This window comes from Sphingobium sp. (assembly GCA_023266575.1).
GTDB lineage: Bacteria > Pseudomonadota > Alphaproteobacteria > Sphingomonadales > Sphingomonadaceae > Sphingobium.
The window spans coordinates 61,251-78,847 of the sequence record JAHFPV010000015.1; the positions used below are offsets into that span (position 1 = coordinate 61,251).

A 17,597-nucleotide genomic window follows, 5' to 3' on the forward strand; every position below is an offset into this window, starting at 1 on the left:
AGGCGCATGTTCAACCGCCACACGCGCAGCGCCACGGTTGCGCTCACCGCCGCCTTCCTGCTGGCAGGCTGCGTATCGTTCGGGGCCAAGCCGCCGGAACAGTTGCTGGCGCTGAGCGCCACGCAGACGGTCGCGCCGGGGCGCTTGCTGACCGGTGCGCAGGGGCCAAGCCTGACCGTGGCCGATCCCGATGCGCCCAAGATGCTGGATACGGTGCGGGTGCCGGTGCAGCTTTCGCCCACCTCGGTCGCCTATGTGACCAAGGTGCAATGGGCCGACACGCCGCGCCACCTGTTCCAGACGCTGCTGGCCGAAACGATTTCCGCGACCAGCAACCGTATCGTCCTGGCCCCAGGCCAATATGCTGGCGACAATGGTCAGCGGCTGATGGGCGAACTGGTTGCCTTTGGCATCGATGCGCCGGGCAATAGCGCGGTCGTCACCTATGACGCCATATTGACCAAGGGCAGCGGCACGGTGATCGCGCGGCAACGCTTCACCGCCAGTGTGCCCGTGGGCGGCAAGATTGAGGCCGGGACGATCGGTGTGCCGCTCAATGCCGCGGCGAACAAGGTGGCGGCGGATGTCGCGGCCTGGCTGGCGACGCAGCCGGGTTAAGCGCGCTCCAGCGCCTCATCCACCTCGCCGCCGGCCGCTTCGAGCAGGCGGCGTTCGAGCGTTTGCAGCCGCGCCTTGCTCTCTATCTTTCCGCCCAGCAGGTCGGTGACGTAGAACGTATCGACCGCCCGTTCGCCATAGGTGGCGACATGGGCGCTGTGGACCGTGACCTTCGACTGGAACAGCGCATTGGCCAGGCTGAACAACAGGGCTGGCCGGTCGGCGGCGTTGATCTCTACCACGGTAAAGCGGTTCGACGCCTTATTGTCGATCAGCACATTGGGAACGATGCGGAAGGCTTCGGCGCGGGTCCGGGTGAGCGGGCGCGCCGACAATTTGGTGATCATGCGGTGGCGGTTGGACAGCGAATCCTCGATCGCGTTGCGGATTCGGGTCAGCTGATCGGGATCGTGGAAGGCACCGCCGAACGGGTCCTGCACCAGGAAATTGTCGATCGCCACGCCATCGCGCGTCGTATGGATGCGCGCGTCGATGATGTTGCCGCCCGCCAGATGGATCGCGCCTGCAATGCGGTAGAACAGCCCCGGATGGTCGGTGGCATAGACCGTCACGAGCGTCGCGCCGCGTTGCGGATAATAATGGGCCGCGATCGACAAGGGCGCGTCGGCGGAAGCCAATATATGGTGCGCGTTGTGGATCAATATATCCTCTGGCTCGGCGATCCAGTAGGATTCGGGCAGCCGCCTGCGCAGCCGTTCAAACTCTGCGTCCGGCAGCCCCAGCGCCAGCCGCGTCGCTTCCTGCTTGGCCGCGACCCGTTCGCTGCGGCCCTTCTGCTTGTGGCCCAGCCGCAGCAATTCTTCGGCTGAATCATAGAGATCGCCCAGCAACTGCCGCTTCCAGCTGTTCCACACACCTGGCCCGACCGCGCGAATGTCCACGACCGTCAGGCAGAGCAGCAGCCGCAGCCGTTCGGGGCTTTGCACGACATCGACGAAATCGAGGATCGTCTTGTAATCAGCCAGATCGCGCTTGAAGGCGGTGGCCGACATCAGCAGATGATAGCGGACCAGCCAGGCGACCGTTTCCGTCTCCGCCGGGGTGAGGCCCAGGCGCGGGCAGAGATGTTCGGCGACTTCCGCGCCCAAGATGCTGTGATCGCCGCCCCGCCCCTTGGCAATGTCATGCAGCAGCACCGCGACATAGAGAACGCGGCGCGACAGCAGCTTGCCCATCAGTTCAGACGCCAGCGGATGATCTTCGGGCAGTTCGCCCTTCTCGATCCGGGCGAGCAGGCCGACGGCGCGGATCGTATGTTCGTCCACCGTATAGTGGTGATACATGTCGAACTGCATCTGCGCCACGACCCGGCGGAAGTCGGGGACGAAACGGCCGAACACGGTGGATTCGTTCATCCAGCGCAGTACGGTTTCGGGATCGCGCGGGCTGGTCAGCACATCCATGAAGGCGGCGTTGGCGCGCGGATCCTTGCGCACTTTGGCGGTGATGAGGCCAGCGTCGCGGCTGGCGGCGCGGATCGCGCTGGGGTGGATGGCCAGGCCATGGCGGTCGGCCACGGCGAAAATCTCTATAAGCCGGACCGGATCGACCTGAAAGAAATCATCGCTGGGCAGCGAGAGCCGTCCGCGCTCCAGCACGAAGCCGTCCAGCTTCTTGGGCCGACGGAACATGGCCGGAATATAGCGCCGCCCCTTCGCCGCCATCTGGTCGTCCAGATGGGCCAGAAACATGGCAGTCAGGTCACCGACGATTTTGGCGTTGAGGAAATAATAGCGCATGAAGCGCTCCACCCCCGACCGGCCATGCCGCCCGGTAAAGCGCATCCGCGTCGCGGTTTCCAGCTGGAGGTCGAAGGTCAGCCGATCCTCCGCCCGGCCGGTGATGGTGTGCAGGTGACAACGCACCGCCCACAGGAAATCTTCCGCCTTCTGGAACTGCCGCAATTCCAGCTGGGTCAGCAGCCCGACATCGACCAGCTCGGCGACCGACCGCACCCGGTTCACATATTTGCCGATCCAGAACAGGGTATGCAGATCGCGCAGGCCGCCCTTGCCCTCTTTCACATTGGGTTCGACGACATAGCGGCTGTCGCCCATCCGTTTGTGCCGTTCCTCGCGCTCGGCCAGCTTGTCGGTGACGAAGGCGCGGGCCGTGCCCTGCATCACTTCGGCGTCGAAGCGGGTCGAGGTCTCCTCGTAGAGCGCCCGGTCGCCCCAGACATAGCGCGCCTCCAGCAGGGCGGTGCGGACGGTCAGGTCCGCTTTGGCCATCCGCATCGTCTCATCGATGGAGCGGCTGGAATGGCCGACTTTCAGGCCCAGATCCCAGAGCGAATAGAGCATAGATTCAATGACCTGCTCGGTCCAGCCAGTTGGTTTCCAGGGCGTAATGAAGCCGATATCGACGTCGCTATGCGGCGCCATTTCGCCCCGGCCATAGCCGCCAACCGCGATCAGGGCGATCCGTTCACCCGTGCTGCGGTTGCCCGACGGGTAGAGATGGTGGGTCGTTGCGTCATAAAGCAGGCGCAGAATCTGGTCGATCAGGAAGGCAAAGGCGGTCACTGCCTCCCGCCCGCGCGTCGGCTTCGCCTCCAGCCGCCGGGCGACCTCGGCCCGGCCTTCATCCAGCGCCGCCTTCAATTCCTTGACGATCAGGCCGCGCAGCAGCATCGGATCGCTACGGTGCAGTTGCGCCTGAGCGGTGATGTTGTCGGAAATCGCGCGCCGATCAATGATCGCACGGCGCGATCCCAGCGCGGGAAATTGCATGACCATGGAGGCTATCTAGTCATGGTCGCTGGTCGCGGCCAGTTGTTTCAGCCGATATAGTTGATCGAGCGCCTCACGCGGCGACAGCGCGTCGGCATCGATGCTGTCGAGCGCCGCGCGCAGCGGGTCGATCGCAGGTTCGGACTGGGTCGCGACGGCGGCGAACAGCGGCAGATCGTCCAGCCCCGCCGCAATGCCGCCCGTCTTGGCCTTGCCCGCCTCCAGCCGCGCCAGCACATCCTTGGCGCGCTTCAGGACAGCGGCGGGCAGGCCCGCCAGCCGCGCGACGGCCAAGCCATAGCTGCGATCCGCCGGACCATCGCTCAGCTCATGCAGCAGCACCAGATCGCCCTTCCATTCGCGGGCGCGGACATGGTGGAGCGAGAGCGAGGAGAGGCTTTCGGCCAGTCGGGTGAGTTCATGATAATGGGTGGCGAACAGGCAGCGGCAGCGATTGACCTCATGCACTGCCTCCACCACCGCCCATGCCAGCGCCAGCCCGTCATAGGTGGAGGTGCCGCGCCCGACTTCATCGAGGATGACGAAGCTGTCGGCGGTCGCCTGCGCCAAGATGGCGGCGGTCTCGACCATTTCGACCATGAAGGTGGAGCGGCCGCGCGCCAGATTGTCTGATGCGCCGACCCGGCTGAACAGCCGATCGACCAGACTGAGCGTCGCCGCCTGCGCGGGGACATAGGCGCCCGCCTGCGCCAATATGACGATCAGGGCATTTTGCCGCAGGAAGGTGGATTTGCCGCCCATGTTCGGGCCAGTGACCAGCCAGAGCCGATCATCCTGCACCAGACGGCAATCATTGGCGACAAAGGCCTGTCCTTCGCGTCGCAGCGCATCCTCCACCACTGGATGCCGCCCGCCGGTGATGTCGAGGCATGGTCCCGCCCCGTCCGCCGCGACGAAATGCGGCCGTTGCCAGCCGCCCTCCGCCGCTCGTTCGGCCAGTGCGGCGGCAACGTCGAGTCGGGCCAATGCCTGCGCAGCGCGGGCGATGTCGGCCTTGCGGTCCAGCACGGCGGCGATCAAATCTTCCAGATGGGCCGCTTCGGCCACCAGCGCATGGCCACCGGCCTGCGCGACCCGCCCGGCTTCCTCATGCAGATCGACCGAATTGAAGCGCACGACGCCGGCCAGCGTCTGGCGATGGGTGAAGCCGCTGTCGGGCTGCATCAGCGAGTCCGCCGCGCGGGCCGGCACCTCGACATGATAGCCCAGCACGCCATTATGGCGAATCTTGAGCGTCGAAATGCCGGTCTGCGCGCGATATTTCGCCTCCAGCGCGGCGATCGCGCGGCGGCCATCGCCCGCCATGCGGCGCAGCTCGTCCAGCGCGGGATCATAGCCGTCGGCAATATAGCCGCCGCTCGCCGTTTCGGTTGGTGGAGCAGGCACCAGCGCCCGCGCGAGGCTGTCGACCAGCGCGCCATGGCCATCGAGCGCAGGGAGCAGGCGGGCGAGCAGCAGCGGCTGGTCGGGCAAGCGCCCCAGCCGCTCACGCAGCAGCCGCGCTTCGCCAAGGCCATCGCGCAACTGGCCAAGGTCACGCGGACTGCCCCTGCCCACCGCGACGCGGCCCAATGCCCTGCCGATGTCGGGCAGCGCGCGCAACGCGCCGCGCAACTGGTCGCGCAGCCCCGCATCGTCGTGGAACAGCTGCACCAGCCCCAGCCGCGCCTCGATCAGCGCCATATCCATCAGCGGCGCGGACAGATCCTGCGCCAGCAGCCGCGCCCCTGCCCCCGTCACCGTGCGATCGACCGCGCCCAGCAGGCTGCCCGCGCGCGCGCCGCTCATCGTTGCGACAATCTCCAGACTCTCGCGCGTTGCCGCGTCGATCGCGACGTGACCGCCGCTGGTCTGGCGCACGGGCGGCGCGAGGAAGGGCAAAGTCCCCTTCCCTGCATGGTCGAGATAGGCGATCAGCCCGCCCATCGCCGCCAGCTCGGCGCGGCTGAACTGGCCAAAGCCATCGAGCGTCGCGACCCCGAACAGCCGTTTGAGCGCGGTTTCGGCGCGACTGCTGGAAAAGGCCGCGCGATCGAACATATGGGCGTCGGCTATGTCGAGCGTCGATCCTTCGGCCACCACCGTCTCGCTGGGGCGCAGGCGGGCGAGTTCGGCGGGCAGGTCGAGGGCGCGGCAGGTCATCGTTTCGAACCGGCCAGTCGATATGTCGGCGGCGGCGAGGCCGATCTCGCCCTCTCCGCCCACCTGTGCGAGAGCAACCAGCATATTGTCACGCCGGGAATCGAGCAGAGTCTCCTCGGTCAGCGTGCCTGCCGTCACATAGCGCACGATATCACGCGCCACGAGCGTCTTGCCCCCGCGCGCCTTGGCCTGCGCGGGCGTTTCGGTCTGTTCGGCGATCGCGACGCGGTGGCCTGCCTTGATCAGCCGCGCGAGATAGCCCTCCGCACTATGCACCGGCACGCCGCACATCGGGATCGGCGCGCCGCCATGTTCGCCCCGGCTGGTCAGCGCAATGTCGAGCGTCGCGGCCGCCGCCTTCGCATCGTCGAAGAACAGCTCGAAGAAATCACCCATACGATAGAAGAGCAGGCAGTCACTCGCTTGGCTCTTGAGCGCCAAATATTGCGCCATCATCGGCGTGGGGGCAGGCTGGGTCGTAGTGTCGTTCGGGGCGCTGGGCATGATGGTGCGATAGCGCCAAGCCGCAGCACAGGAAAGAAGCCTTCTCGCACTTGCCCACAAGGCGCGCTTGCCGCTAGGGCCGACGCAACGGACAGCAAAGGCGGGTAAGTGATGACCGACAAGTCGAATGTGGAATTTTCCGAGCGCGAGGCGCTGTTTTTCCATTCGACCGGCCGCCCCGGCAAGATCGAGATCATCGCGTCGAAACCGATGGCAACGCAGCGAGACCTGTCGCTGGCTTACTCGCCGGGCGTCGCCGTGCCGGTGCTGGCGATCGCGGCGGACCCTGCGACGGCCTATGATTATACCGCCAAGGGCAATCTGGTCGCGGTCATCACCAATGGCACGGCGATCCTGGGCCTGGGCAATCTGGGCGCGCTGGCGTCCAAGCCGGTGATGGAGGGCAAGGCGGTCCTGTTCAAGCGCTTCGCCGACGTGGACAGCATCGACATCGAACTCAAGACCGAGGATGTCGATCGCTTCATCGACGCGGTGGAGCTGATGGAGCCGACCTTTGGCGGCATCAACCTTGAAGATATCAAGGCGCCGGAATGCTTCATCATCGAACAGACGCTGAAAGAGCGGATGAACATTCCGGTGTTCCATGACGACCAGCATGGCACCGCGATCATCGCGGCGGCGGGGGTCATCAACGCGGCGATGCTGACCGGGCGTGAGCTCAAAGACCTGAAAGTCGTGGTCAATGGCGCGGGTGCGGCGTCGATCGCCTGCACTGAACTGATCAAAGCGCTGGGCGTGGCGGGTGACAATGTCATCATGTGCGACAGCAAGGGCGTGATCTATCAGGGCCGCACCGAGGGCATGAACCAGTGGAAGTCGGCCCATGCGGTCAGGACCGACGCACGCACGCTGAAAGAAGCGATGAAGGGCGCGGACGTATTCTTAGGGCTTTCGGTCAAGGGCGCGGTGACGCCGGACATGGTCAAGGATATGGGCGAAAAGCCGATCATCTTCGCCATGGCCAACCCGGACCCGGAAATCACCCCGCCCGATGCCAAGGCCGTGCGTCCCGAAGCGATCGTGGCGACGGGCCGGTCGGACTATCCCAATCAGGTCAATAATGTCATCGGTTTCCCCTTCATCTTCCGCGGCGCGCTGGACGTGCGGGCGACGACGATCAACGAAGCGATGAAGGTCGCCGCCGCCCATGCCATCGCCGAACTGGCGCGCGAGCAGGTGCCGGAGGAAGTGGCCAAGGCCTATGGCCGATCGCACAGCTTCGGCCCCGACTATATCATCCCCGCCCCGTTCGACCCGCGCCTGATGGAAGTGGTGCCGTCGGCCGTGGCGCAGGCGGCGATGGACAGCGGCGTCGCGCAAAAGCCGATCGCCGACATGGCGGCCTATCGCCAGTCGCTCAAAGCGCGGCTCAACCCGACCACATCAGTGCTGACCAGTGCCTATGAAATGGCCAAGGCCAACCCCAAGCGCGTGGTGTTCGCCGAAGCGGAAGAGGAAGTGGTGCTGCGCGCGGCTATCCAGTTCCGCGATCTGGGCTATGGCGTCCCGGTGCTGGTCGGGCGCGGCGATGTGGTCGACAAGCTCAAGGCGCTGGGCGTACGCGATCCCGACAGTTTCGAGCTGCACAACAGCGTCAACTCGCCACTCGTGCCCGACATGGTCGACCTGCTTTACGCCCGGCTCCAGCGGCGCGGCTATCTGCGCCGCGACTGCGAGCGGATGGTCAACCGGGACCGCAACATCTTTGGCACATTGCTCGTCAAGATGGGCGTAGCCGACGCGATGATCACGGGCATGACCCGCCCCTATGCGCAGACATTGCGCGAAGTGAAGCGGGTGATGGACCCGGCAGTAGGGCGCACGCCGTTCGGCATCCATGTCATGGTATCAAAGGACAAGACCGTGTTCCTGGCCGACACCACGGTCAACGAGCGCCCGACGGCCAGCGAACTCGCCGATATCGCGGAAGGCACCGTCGCGGTCGCCCGGCGCATGGGCCATGACCCGCGCGTCGCTTTCCTCTCCTACTCCAATTTTGGTAACCCGCCGGGCGCCTTCCTGGAAAATGTGCGTGGCGCAGTGAAGCTGCTCGACGAACGCGATGTCGATTTCGAATATGAAGGCGAAATGACCGCTGACGTGGCGCTGAATCCGGCGGTCATGAAAAACTATCCGTTCAGCCGCCTGTCCGGCCCGGCCAATGTGCTGGTAATGCCCGGCCTGCAATCGGCCAATATCTCGGCCAAGCTGTTGCGCGAACTGGGCGGCACGTCGATGATCGGCCCGGTGCTGGTCGGCATGGAAAAATCGGTGCAGATCGCCACGATGGCGTCCAATGCGTCGGAACTGCTGACGCTGGCGGTGCTGGCGGCGGGCGGGATCGCGCTCTGATCGACACACGGGCGCAAGATGGGAAAAGCGGACATGAATGACACCACCAGTTTCGACAGCGCGACCTTCCGTCGCGTGCTGGGCCATTATCCCACCGGCGTGTGCGTCGTCACCGCCGTGGAGGCAGACGGGGCGCCCGTCGGTATGGTGGTTGGTTCCTTCACCTCGGTCTCGCTCGATCCCCCGCTGGTTGCCTTCTTTCCCGCGAAAACGTCGAGCAGCTGGCCACGCCTATCTGCCGTCGGCAAATTCTGCGTCAACGTGCTGGCGAGCGACCAGCAGGCGCTGTGCCGCCAGCTGTCCGGGCGTGGCGAGGACAAGTTTGCCGGTGTCTCGCACCGCGTATCCGCCAATGGCTCGCCGATCCTGGACGATGTCGTCGCCTGGATCGACTGCACGCTGGATGCGGTGCATGAAGCGGGCGACCATTATATCGTGCTGGGCAAGGTTGTCGCGCTGGAGGTCGACCGGCCGGAAAGTCCCTTATTGTTCTTCCAGGGCAATTATGGCGAATTTTCGCTGATCGCGTAACGGTGAGGGCGAGGGCGCGACGTCTGGCAGGAAAAGTGCGGATTGACGGCCTAATGCCATCTTTCCAATATGTGACCCATGAGACATATGGGAGAAATATTACTCGTCCTTAACTCCTGACGCCTATTGCTGTCCAATTGCCTCCCCCTACCGGATCGCCCATGACTGCGCTGCTCATCACCGTCGATACGGAACTGTCCTCGTCGCTGCATCAGCGCGGCCTCAGCCTTGACGAGAATGTCCAGCGCTCGATCTGGGGGCAAGCGCAGGGGCAGGCGCATGGCATTGGCTGGCAGATGGACATGCTCGACCGCTATGGGCTGAAAGGCGTGTTCTTCCTCGATCCCTTGCCAGCGCTGGTCCATGGTGCCGATTTCCTGACGCCGATCATCACCGCCATCGTCGCGCGCGGCCATGAAGTGCAGATGCACATCCACACCGAATGGCTCGCTTGGGCGAAGCAATCGCCGGTCGAGGGGCGACAGGGCCGCAATATTGGCGACTTCGTGCTGGCCGACCAGATTGTCCTGCTGGGCCTGGCCAAGGGGTTGCTGGAACAGGCCGGGGCGCCCGCCATCACCGCCTTTCGCGCCGGCAATTTCGGCGCCAATGACGATACGCTGCGCGCCCTTACCGCGATCGGCGTGGCATGGGACAGCAGCGTCAACCCCGCCTATCTGGGCCGCGACTGTCATATCGATGCCAATCCGGGCGAGATAGGCGCAACCCGCCTGCACGGCATCACCGAATTGCCGGTATCGGGCATAACCGACCGGCCCGGCAGCTTTCGTCCGGCACAGATTTGCGCCATGTCCGCCGCCGAGATGCGCGCCGGGCTGCGCCATGCCGCGCGCGAGGGCCATGACGCCTTCGTCGTCGTCACCCACAGTTTCGAAATGCTGTCCCGCGACCGCCAGCGGGCCAATGAAACGGTCAAGGCCCGGTTCGTCGCGCTGTGCCGGGAGGCCGCCCGCCTGCCGCAGGTCCGCGGCGTAGGCTTCCACGACCTGCCCGGCGATCTGGCCGATCGCCCCGACCGCAGCCTCACCCGCGTCCCGCCCAGCCGGCTGCGCACCGGGCTGCGGGTCGCGCAGCAGGCCTGGGCAACATGGCGCTACGAACATCGGCTTGTGCCTGCGTGACATCTTTCCCCGGTGCCATTGTCCTGGGTCTGGAGAACGCCATTGGCCTGACGGTCGTGCGCGAACTGGGCGAGCATGGCGTGCCGGTCCATGGCGTGGCCCGCAACGCGCACAGCGTTGGCGCAGCTTCGCGCTATTGCACCCAATCCTTGTTGCGCCCTCCCGGCCCTGCGGCCCTCTGGCTGCCGGAGATGATCGCCCGAACCGGCGCGGGCGCCGTGCTGGCCGTGTCCGAATCGGATCTGCTGGAACTGGCGGACCTGCCCCCGACAATCGGTGACTGCCACATATTGGTCCCCCGACCAGACCGGCTGGCCAAAGTCATCGACAAATTCTGTACGCTCGACATTGCCGAAAAGGCAGGCCTGCGCGTCCCGCAGACCTGGCAACCGCAGCCGGGTGAGGATTTTGCCGCCCGCGTCGCGGCGATGCGCTATCCGCTGGTCGCCAAATGGGCCAATCCCCCGGCGGTGTTACAGATCTTGGAACAGGCCGGGCTGGAATGGCTCAAGACCGAATATATCCGCACCCCGCAGGCGTTGACCGCACTGCTGGACCGCTATGCGCCGATCGGGCGCTGGCCCTTGATCCAGCAATATTGCGAAGGCGTCGGGCTGGGGCAGATGCTCTATATGGACGAGGGGCGGGCGACGTTGCGCTTCCAGCATCGCCGCCTGCACGAATGGCCGCCCGAAGGGGGCGTGTCCACGCTGTGCCGGGCCGAACCGACGGAACGGCATGGCGAACAGATGGCGCTGTCGGAACAATTGTTGCGCGCGCTCGACTGGGATGGGCAGGCGATGGTCGAATATCGCTATGAGCCTGACAGCGGACGCTATTGGCTGATGGAGGTCAATGGCCGCTTTTGGGGCAGCCTGCCGCTTGCCCGCCATTGCGGCGCGCATTTCGCCTGGGAAGCCTATCGCCGCACCGTGCTGGGCCAGCGTGATTTGGCCCCGCCGCCGCGCGACGATCTGCGCGCGCGCTATATGGTGCCGGAAACCAAGCGGCTTATGCGCCTGTGGATTACGCCGGGACGAATCGGCGACCCCTTTTTCAAGCGGCGGCCGATCAGGGATCTGATCGACTATGTGCTGGGCTTTTTTGACCCCGCCGCCCGCTATTATGTGCTGACCCTGTCCGATCCACGCCCCTGGGTGCGGGATATGACGCAGATGCTCAGGAAAGCCGTGCGCCGGGAAAAGCGCTGATCAACCGCGCCACCGCCTGTTCGATCCGGGCCAGGCAGGTTGCCATATAGCGGTCGTCCAGCCCATAGGGATCGTGCAAATGCGGCAGCATTGGCCGGGTCCAGCGCCCAAGCAACAGCCGCGGCATATGGCTCAGGCGCGGATCGGCGGCCAGCCGGTGCAATTGCCGCACCTCCATTGCCAGCAGCAGGTCGCCCTCCTGCGGCACATAGTCGGCCATGTCGATCGCCCGGTGCTGCGACAGGTCATGCCCCAGAGCGTGGGCGGCGGCGATGGCGGGATCATGCGCGGCGCGGCCAGTGGTGGTCGACAGGCCGAAGGAAGCGGTATTTAGCCCTGCCCGGCGCGCCACGACATCGGCAAAGGCGCTGCGGCAGATATTACCCTGACACACAAAGACCAGCCGCCGCACCTGCGCGGGATCAGCAGCGCGGCTGGCAGACAAGCCCAGCGCGAGTTGCGGATAGGACAGGATCAGGCGGACCAACCCGCGCAAAGTACCGAAACGGGCGCGGATCATCGGCGTGGTCCGAAATAGGGTGGCGGAGACGGAGGATTCATAAAGTCTATTCTAAGAATTTGATGAAAAAGGTTAAATGCGCCCTATGCGGCACCGCCCCCTTTTCTGCGCGGCAAGCAGGTGTGGCTGTGATGGAATGCGACGCGAATGTCATGAATATTTGTCAGAAATGGATGCAGGCCACCCGATCAGGTCTAAAAAATTGCTCGAAGTGGCTCGAAGAAAGGCTGGTACATTGTGGGCGGCGGGTAATCTCTGCATAGCATTGGCGGTCGCCATGAAATGGCGTCGCGGGAAATTTGGATGGATCCTATAGCACAGCTGAACCATGATTCCGACATTCGCAGCAGACCCGTCATTTTGGCGGGTGGGTTAGGCACACGGCAATGGTCACTGTCCTGCAAATTCTACCCCAAACAGCTCTTGCCGCTGGTAGGGGACATCACCCTATTTCAGGCTGTAACCCCTCGCCTGTCGGGTGCAACGGAACATTATGCACCATGCCGATCGACCGGGCGGATATGATCGTGACCATTGCGTCGACGGACACACCATGACCGATCCGATCAAAGAACCGCTTTTGCCGCAAGATTTCATCGCCAGCGGCGCGAGCGCCGAACTGTTCGATCTTGGGGGTGGGCAGGTCATCAAGCTGTTCCGCGACAGCGTGTCGGAAGAGATGATCGCGCGCGAGGCAGAGGCCTCCGCCCATGCTGCGGCAAGCGGCGTGCTGACGGCGGCGGCGATCGGGCGGCGAACGTGGGATGGGCGACGCGGCATTGTCTATCCCCGGCTCGAAGGCAGGACGCTGATGGACTGGATCCGGCGAAATCCCATGCGCGCGGGATGGGTGCTTGGCCAAATGGGCGCTATCCATGGTGCCATGCACCAGGCAGGTGGCGGGAATTTACGGTCATTGAAGCAGGTGCTGACGACCGACATCGCCTATGGTCCGGCACCGATCATGGTGCAACGAGCGGTCATCGCCTATCTTGACACTCTGCCGGAGGGGGACATGTTGACCCATGGCGATTTTCATCTGGGTAATGTCATGCTGACACCGCAGGGGATGATGGTGATCGACTGGTCTAAGGCGGCGGCAGGCCATCCCGCGGCTGATGCTGTGCGATCCGAAATGCTGATGCGTTTCGGCATCGGTCCCACTGATTGGATGACGAACCTGTGGCGGGACTGGGCGGCGGGACGGTTGCGTAGAAGCTATACGGTATCATCTACTGTGACGGCCCGCGACCTGGATCAATGGCGTCCCGTCGTGGCGCTCGCCTGGCTGCGGGCACGGGACGCAGGTCGGACGCCTGCGTTTATGCACTATCTGGATCGGGCGCTGCAGCGAGTAGGGCTGCCGACGTTGCGGTGACGTGAATCATTCGGGCTTTTCCAGCACCGCCAGACTCTGCCAGAAAGCGGATGGTCCGTACCGTCCTTCCGGTTGATAAAATGCAGTTCGGCGAAACCGACATTGCGAGCGAGGGGGCGGATCCAGTCACGATGCAGGAAGGCATCCCACACCCGATCATGCTCCGCCTCCTCCAGTTCAAGCAACGAGCCGTCGGCAACAGCAAGAATCGTTGTCAATCCGATCCGAACAGGTCCCGTGTGAAAATTCTGTCGGCGACATCCTCGATATCCGCCGTCATGCGATTAGCGATGATGACGTCGCATTCCTCTTTGAAAGCAGCGAGATCGCGCACCACCCGCGATCCGAAAAATTGCGGCTCCTGCATAGCGGGTTCGTAGATCACCACTTCGATGCCCTTGGCCTTGATCCGCTTCATGATGCCCTGGATCGAGGATTGCCGGAAATTGTCCGACCCAGCCTTCATCACAAGGCGAAATACCCCGACCTTCTTCGGCCGCTTCGCGATGATCTGATCGGCCAGGAAATCCTTGCGGGTATGATTGGCATCGACGATCGCGCGGATCAGATTCTGCGGCACTTCGGAATAATTGGCCAGAAGTTGCTTGGTATCCTTGGGCAGGCAATAGCCACCATAGCCGAAGCTGGGGTTGTTATAATGCGAGCCGATGCGCGGATCGAGGCCGACACCCGTGATGATCTGGCGCGAGTCCATGCCATGCGCGATGGCATAACTGTCGAGTTCGTTGAAGAAGGCGACCCGCATGGCGAGATAGGTGTTGGCGAACAGCTTGATCGCTTCCGCTTCGCTAGGGTCGGTGAACAGGATCTCCACATCCTTCTTCACCGCGCCCTGCAACAGCAGGTCGGCAAAGATACGCGCGCGGTCCGACCGTTCGCCCACGATGATGCGCGAAGGGTAGAGGTTATCCTGCAGCGCTTTGCCCTCGCGCAAAAATTCCGGGCTGAAAATGACCTGATCGGCCGCCAGGCGCAGGCGGACATCCTCTACGAAACCCACAGGAATGGTCGATTTGATGACGATCGTTGCGGCGGGGTTGATCTGCTTGGCGATCTGGATGACCGCCTCTACCGATGAGGTATCGAACTTGTTGTTGCCGACATCATAATTGGTCGGCGTGGCGACGATCACATAGTCGGCACCAGTCAGCGCCTGTTGCGGATCGAGCGTGGCGACCAGGTTGAGTGGCCGGGTCGCGAGAAACTCCTCCAGCTCGGCATCGACGATCGGCGATTGGCGCGCGTTGAGCATCTCGACGCGTTCCGGCGTGATATCGACAGCAACGACTTCATTATGCTGTGCGAGCAGGACAGCATTGGACAGCCCGACATAGCCGAGTCCGAAAACTGCGATCTTCATTCTTCGTTCTTCCCCCGCATCACGCGAAAGTGGTAGCGAAATCTTCGCCATTGGGGTGCGAGCCCCGTTTCCACACAAACTTGAACATCAGTCATTCGAGTGCGCGCGCCCCTGCAACCGATGCGATCAACTTACAGCCTGTCGTTGGGCGAAGCACAAGCGCAATTTCTCCTCCCTTCGATTTTATCTGTGACCAAGCACGGTATCGCATATAATCTGCCTTTCGGTCTTATCTTCATGCTTCCATCGGTCAGCTTGCCTTCGATTACCTTGCCGTCGATCGTCGCGGAGGTAGAGCAGGGAGGGCATATGCGGTTTCTGGAATTTTTCGCGGCCAAACTCCGCAATACCCACACGCGGTGTCCCTATGCCCAAGCGGCGCGCGATTTCCTAACCTGGTGCTTTGGGCAATCTGGCGGACATCGCGCCCATCCATGTCGCCGCTTGGATCGAGACTCTGGGCCAGTCGCTCGCGCCACCGAGCGTGAAGCAGCGTCAAGCTGCGATCCGCCATCTGTTCGACTGGCTGGTGACGGGGCAGGTCATCGCGACAAATCGCGCAGCCAGTGCGCGCAGCCCGGCGCACAGCGCGCAGACCGGGCGCACATCGGTGCTGGAGGCGGGCGAGGCGCGGGCCTTGTTGGATGCGGCCGACATAACCACGCAGGCCGGATTACTCGACCGGCTTTGATAGGGCTGATGACCTACAGCTTCGCGCGGATGGGGGCGGCGCTGGCGATGAAGCAGGAAGATGCCTTCCTACAAGGGCGGTGGCTATGGCTGCACCGGCACGATCGTTGCAAATGACGGATCTGGCGTTGCTGCCGATTACAGGCTGGCCAATAACCGCACGATCACCGCAACCGGCACAGGCGCATCAACCGGCTACGGCATATTTACCAATAGCGGTACGATCCGATCGACCGGCGGGACCGGCGTTTCCCATTATGGATCGGGTGTTTCGACCAACAGCGGCACCATCAGCAGTGCGGCCGTAGGCAACGCGACATTGCTGAATGGCGCAACGGGCCGGATCACAGGCGTTATAACGAGCAACGGCGGACGTGCCATTATCGCCAATGCCAGGCTGATTGTGGGCGCGGTAGATCGAACACCGCCGCCGGGATATTATGATTCCAGCGACGACATCTTCGTCGACAATGGCGGCAGCGTGACCGGCGCGATCCTGCTGGGCGGGGGCGACGACCAGCTTGTCGTCGACTTGGACAACGGTTCTTCGCGACCGCTGGCAGGGGCCGCCGGTGGTGTGGATGCCGGCGCGGGGTGGGATACGATCCGTTACCGGGCAACGGCCGATGCCAGTGCTGCGCTGGCGCTGCCCCAAAGGGTTCGAGGCATTGGCCTATGAACTGTCCAATGATGCGAAACTGACGCTGAATGCCGCATAGCCGATCGTCACGACCATCGGGCTGGCGGGAAGCGGCACCGTCACGCTGAACGGCATGGTATCGATCAGCGATCGCAATCTCATCAACGCAACGATCCCGATGGCCGAGCAGTTGATCGGCGAAGGCAGTGGTCCAACGCGCGCGCTGACCATCGTCAACGGTGGCACGCTGGCCGTGGCCGGTACGATGCTGAACAACAATTATCGGTTGCTTGCTGCCATCTATGCCGGTACGGTCGACGTCATTAACAATGGCACCATTGCTGTCGTGAGCGACGCCGGGCGTTATTATATCGCCTTCGGCATCTTCGGCAGCAAAACCATCACCAACAATGGCACGATCAGCCTGACCGGCAACGGCACCGCCATCAGCGGCGGACGTGACATCGTCAATAGCGGCACCATTACCGATGTCGCCGGATCGGGCGCGACCAGCATTAACGGCTTAACCGAGCCGACCAACAGCGGCACCATCCGGGTGGATGGCGTTGCGGTCCAGTCTGGATACTATTCATCGACCAGCCTGATCAACAGTGGCGCGATCGAAAGCCGCAAGGCTACCGCCGTCATGTTGGGCTATGGTGGAAGACTGACCAACGAAGCCACGGGCACGAACCGCCATCGACCTATTCGGCGGAAATGAGAGCTTCTACCTCGCCGCAGGCACCACCCTGGCTGGCACCGTCAGCGGTGGTAGCGGGACCGACACCGCCACGCCGGAACTGGCGGGGAACCGGACGCTTGGTGCCGGCCTGCTCACCGATTTCGAGATATTGGGGACCGAAGGCAGCGGTACGCTGACCCTAACCGGCACGCATGGCTATGCCGGCGTCGCCGCCAACACGAAACTTACCGTCGCTGCGGGCGCATCGCTCACAGCGCCGGTGATCTTCGGCGCGAGCGACAACCGCTTCACCATTGCCGGAGCCTTCGCCGGATCGGTCGATGGGGGTACTAGCAACGACGTCCTACAGCTCTCGGGCGGCACCCGTGTGGCCCCCCGTCGCTTTTGCCAACGTCACGAATGTCAATGCGCTGGGGATGAGCAGCGGCTTTGCGACCGTGTCGGGTAATGCCGCGCTCGGCAACATCAACCTGTCGGGCGGCCGCCTGGTGAGTCTTTCCGGATCGACGATCCGCGCGAGCCAGATCGCCGTGCGATCGGGCGCGACCTTCGGATCGGCAGGCACTGTCGATGGCAATATCAGCGTCGCGGGCATCCTCAGCCCCGGCGCGTCGCCGGACATCATGACGGTCAGCGGAAATGTCGCAATCACACCGGGCGCTACACTGCGCATCGTCGCGGAAGGGCAGATCCGGCCCGGCACCTCCTACGACCTGATCGTCTCGCGCGACGGGATTACGGGCAGCTATACGACGATCGACAAGGCTGCATCGCTGTTCGGGTTCGTCGTCCAGCGGGCCGATCGCATCCAGTTGCTGGGTCAGTTCCTAGGCAATGCGGCCTTCAATCCGCAGGTCGCACGCAGTATCGCCTATGCGAGCACCGCCTTTCAGGCGCAGCCGGCGACCAGCGCTTTGCTCGACTGACGCCCTAACCCTATGCGTAGACAACGCAATTGGACGTGGATCAGGCACTGACCCTGGTCGATGC

General features: G+C 63.6%; 15 protein-coding genes. 11 read left to right on the forward strand and 4 right to left on the reverse strand.

Features of this window, described 5'->3' with window-relative positions; all coding sequences use genetic code 11:
- The first annotated feature begins 6 nt into the window (after positions 1-6).
- Positions 7-618 carry an ABC-type transport auxiliary lipoprotein family protein gene (locus Q0D44_RS14635; RefSeq protein ID WP_294137478.1) on the forward strand — a complete coding sequence of 204 codons (612 nt, stop codon included), beginning with the start codon at positions 7-9 and terminating at the stop codon, positions 616-618.
- Here Q0D44_RS14635 and Q0D44_RS14640 read toward each other — a convergent pair.
- Together Q0D44_RS14640 and mutS are read right to left on the reverse strand one after the other, a co-directional pair.
- Positions 615-3,377, reverse strand: a complete 2,763-nt coding sequence (locus tag Q0D44_RS14640) for a [protein-PII] uridylyltransferase (RefSeq protein ID WP_294137479.1) — start codon at positions 3,375-3,377, stop codon at positions 615-617. The genes Q0D44_RS14635 and Q0D44_RS14640 overlap by 4 nt on opposite strands.
- 9 nt (positions 3,378-3,386) lie before the next feature.
- Entirely contained in the window at positions 3,387-6,038 is a 2,652-nt protein-coding gene (mutS, locus tag Q0D44_RS14645; RefSeq protein ID WP_294137484.1) for a DNA mismatch repair protein MutS, read from the reverse strand.
- Positions 6,039-6,149: 111 nt separating this feature from the next.
- Between mutS and Q0D44_RS14650 the strand changes: the two genes are divergently transcribed.
- The 4 genes from Q0D44_RS14650 (at position 6,150) to Q0D44_RS14665 (ending at position 11,295) form a co-directional block, all read left to right on the forward strand.
- On the forward strand, positions 6,150-8,411 hold the full coding sequence (locus Q0D44_RS14650; protein ID WP_294137487.1) for an NADP-dependent malic enzyme: 2,262 nt from the start codon (positions 6,150-6,152) through the stop codon (positions 8,409-8,411).
- 33 nt (positions 8,412-8,444) lie between these two features.
- Complete coding sequence (locus tag Q0D44_RS14655; RefSeq protein WP_294137490.1) at positions 8,445-8,942, forward strand: flavin reductase family protein; 498 nt, start codon at positions 8,445-8,447, stop codon at positions 8,940-8,942.
- Between the two features lie 161 nt (positions 8,943-9,103).
- Positions 9,104-10,084, forward strand: a complete 981-nt coding sequence (locus tag Q0D44_RS14660) for a hypothetical protein (RefSeq protein ID WP_294137492.1) — start codon at positions 9,104-9,106, stop codon at positions 10,082-10,084.
- The gene (locus Q0D44_RS14665) at positions 10,081-11,295 is read left to right on the forward strand and encodes a carboxylate--amine ligase (RefSeq protein ID WP_294137494.1); all 1,215 of its coding nucleotides are present in this window, start codon (positions 10,081-10,083) and stop codon (positions 11,293-11,295) included. Before Q0D44_RS14660 ends, Q0D44_RS14665 begins: the two co-directional genes overlap by 4 nt.
- On the opposite strand, the gene Q0D44_RS14670 is transcribed toward Q0D44_RS14665, so the two are convergent.
- The gene (locus tag Q0D44_RS14670) at positions 11,264-11,815 is read right to left on the reverse strand and encodes a phosphotyrosine protein phosphatase (protein ID WP_294137496.1); all 552 of its coding nucleotides are present in this window, start codon (positions 11,813-11,815) and stop codon (positions 11,264-11,266) included. The two genes, Q0D44_RS14665 and Q0D44_RS14670, sit on opposite strands and share 32 nt — an antisense overlap.
- A gap of 303 nt (positions 11,816-12,118) precedes the next feature.
- On the opposite strand from Q0D44_RS14670, the gene Q0D44_RS14675 reads away from it, so the two are divergent.
- Positions 12,119-12,340: a sugar phosphate nucleotidyltransferase gene (locus Q0D44_RS14675; RefSeq protein ID WP_294137498.1), complete on the forward strand. Its 222-nt coding sequence runs from the start codon at positions 12,119-12,121 to the stop codon at positions 12,338-12,340.
- A gap of 28 nt (positions 12,341-12,368) precedes the next feature.
- Complete coding sequence (locus Q0D44_RS14680) at positions 12,369-13,193, forward strand: phosphotransferase (RefSeq protein WP_294137499.1); 825 nt, start codon at positions 12,369-12,371, stop codon at positions 13,191-13,193.
- 214 nt (positions 13,194-13,407) lie between these two features.
- Here Q0D44_RS14680 and Q0D44_RS14685 read toward each other — a convergent pair whose 3' ends face one another.
- Complete coding sequence (locus tag Q0D44_RS14685; RefSeq protein ID WP_294137502.1) at positions 13,408-14,574, reverse strand: nucleotide sugar dehydrogenase; 1,167 nt, start codon at positions 14,572-14,574, stop codon at positions 13,408-13,410.
- A 403-nt stretch (positions 14,575-14,977) separates the two neighbouring features.
- On the opposite strand from Q0D44_RS14685, the gene Q0D44_RS14690 reads away from it, so the two are divergent.
- The 4 genes from Q0D44_RS14690 (at position 14,978) to Q0D44_RS14705 (ending at position 17,533) form a co-directional block, all read left to right on the forward strand.
- Positions 14,978-15,265 (forward strand): hypothetical protein, encoded by a 288-nt coding sequence (locus tag Q0D44_RS14690; RefSeq protein ID WP_294137503.1) that lies wholly within the window; start codon positions 14,978-14,980, stop codon positions 15,263-15,265.
- A 60-nt stretch (positions 15,266-15,325) separates the two neighbouring features.
- Positions 15,326-15,943 carry a hypothetical protein gene (locus Q0D44_RS14695; protein WP_294137504.1) on the forward strand — a complete coding sequence of 206 codons (618 nt, stop codon included), beginning with the start codon at positions 15,326-15,328 and terminating at the stop codon, positions 15,941-15,943.
- 94 nt (positions 15,944-16,037) lie between these two features.
- A complete protein-coding gene (locus Q0D44_RS14700; protein WP_294137505.1) occupies positions 16,038-16,625 on the forward strand; it encodes a hypothetical protein in 588 nt (195 codons plus the stop codon).
- A 347-nt stretch (positions 16,626-16,972) separates the two neighbouring features.
- On the forward strand, positions 16,973-17,533 hold the full coding sequence (locus tag Q0D44_RS14705; RefSeq protein ID WP_294137507.1) for a hypothetical protein: 561 nt from the start codon (positions 16,973-16,975) through the stop codon (positions 17,531-17,533).
- The last annotated feature ends 64 nt before the right edge of the window (positions 17,534-17,597 follow it).

What these genes read in the sequence shown, in the direction of transcription:
- Q0D44_RS14640 (WP_294137479.1), bottom strand. Translation starts at nt 3,377, where the DNA reads ATGGTCATGCAATTTCCCGCGCTGGGATCGCGCCGTGCGATCATTGAT.
- Q0D44_RS14660 (WP_294137492.1), top strand. Translation starts at nt 9,104, where the DNA reads ATGACTGCGCTGCTCATCACCGTCGATACGGAACTGTCCTCGTCGCTG.
- Q0D44_RS14695 (WP_294137504.1), top strand. Translation starts at nt 15,326, where the DNA reads ATGCCTTCCTACAAGGGCGGTGGCTATGGCTGCACCGGCACGATCGTT.
- Q0D44_RS14670 (WP_294137496.1), bottom strand. Translation starts at nt 11,815, where the DNA reads ATGATCCGCGCCCGTTTCGGTACTTTGCGCGGGTTGGTCCGCCTGATC.
- Q0D44_RS14685 (WP_294137502.1), bottom strand. Translation starts at nt 14,574, where the DNA reads ATGAAGATCGCAGTTTTCGGACTCGGCTATGTCGGGCTGTCCAATGCT.
- Q0D44_RS14650 (WP_294137487.1), top strand. Translation starts at nt 6,150, where the DNA reads ATGACCGACAAGTCGAATGTGGAATTTTCCGAGCGCGAGGCGCTGTTT.
- Q0D44_RS14675 (WP_294137498.1), top strand. Translation starts at nt 12,119, where the DNA reads ATGGATCCTATAGCACAGCTGAACCATGATTCCGACATTCGCAGCAGA.
- mutS (WP_294137484.1), bottom strand. Translation starts at nt 6,038, where the DNA reads ATGCCCAGCGCCCCGAACGACACTACGACCCAGCCTGCCCCCACGCCG.
- Q0D44_RS14635 (WP_294137478.1), top strand. Translation starts at nt 7, where the DNA reads ATGTTCAACCGCCACACGCGCAGCGCCACGGTTGCGCTCACCGCCGCC.
- Q0D44_RS14700 (WP_294137505.1), top strand. Translation starts at nt 16,038, where the DNA reads ATGGTATCGATCAGCGATCGCAATCTCATCAACGCAACGATCCCGATG.
- Q0D44_RS14680 (WP_294137499.1), top strand. Translation starts at nt 12,369, where the DNA reads ATGACCGATCCGATCAAAGAACCGCTTTTGCCGCAAGATTTCATCGCC.
- Q0D44_RS14655 (WP_294137490.1), top strand. Translation starts at nt 8,445, where the DNA reads ATGAATGACACCACCAGTTTCGACAGCGCGACCTTCCGTCGCGTGCTG.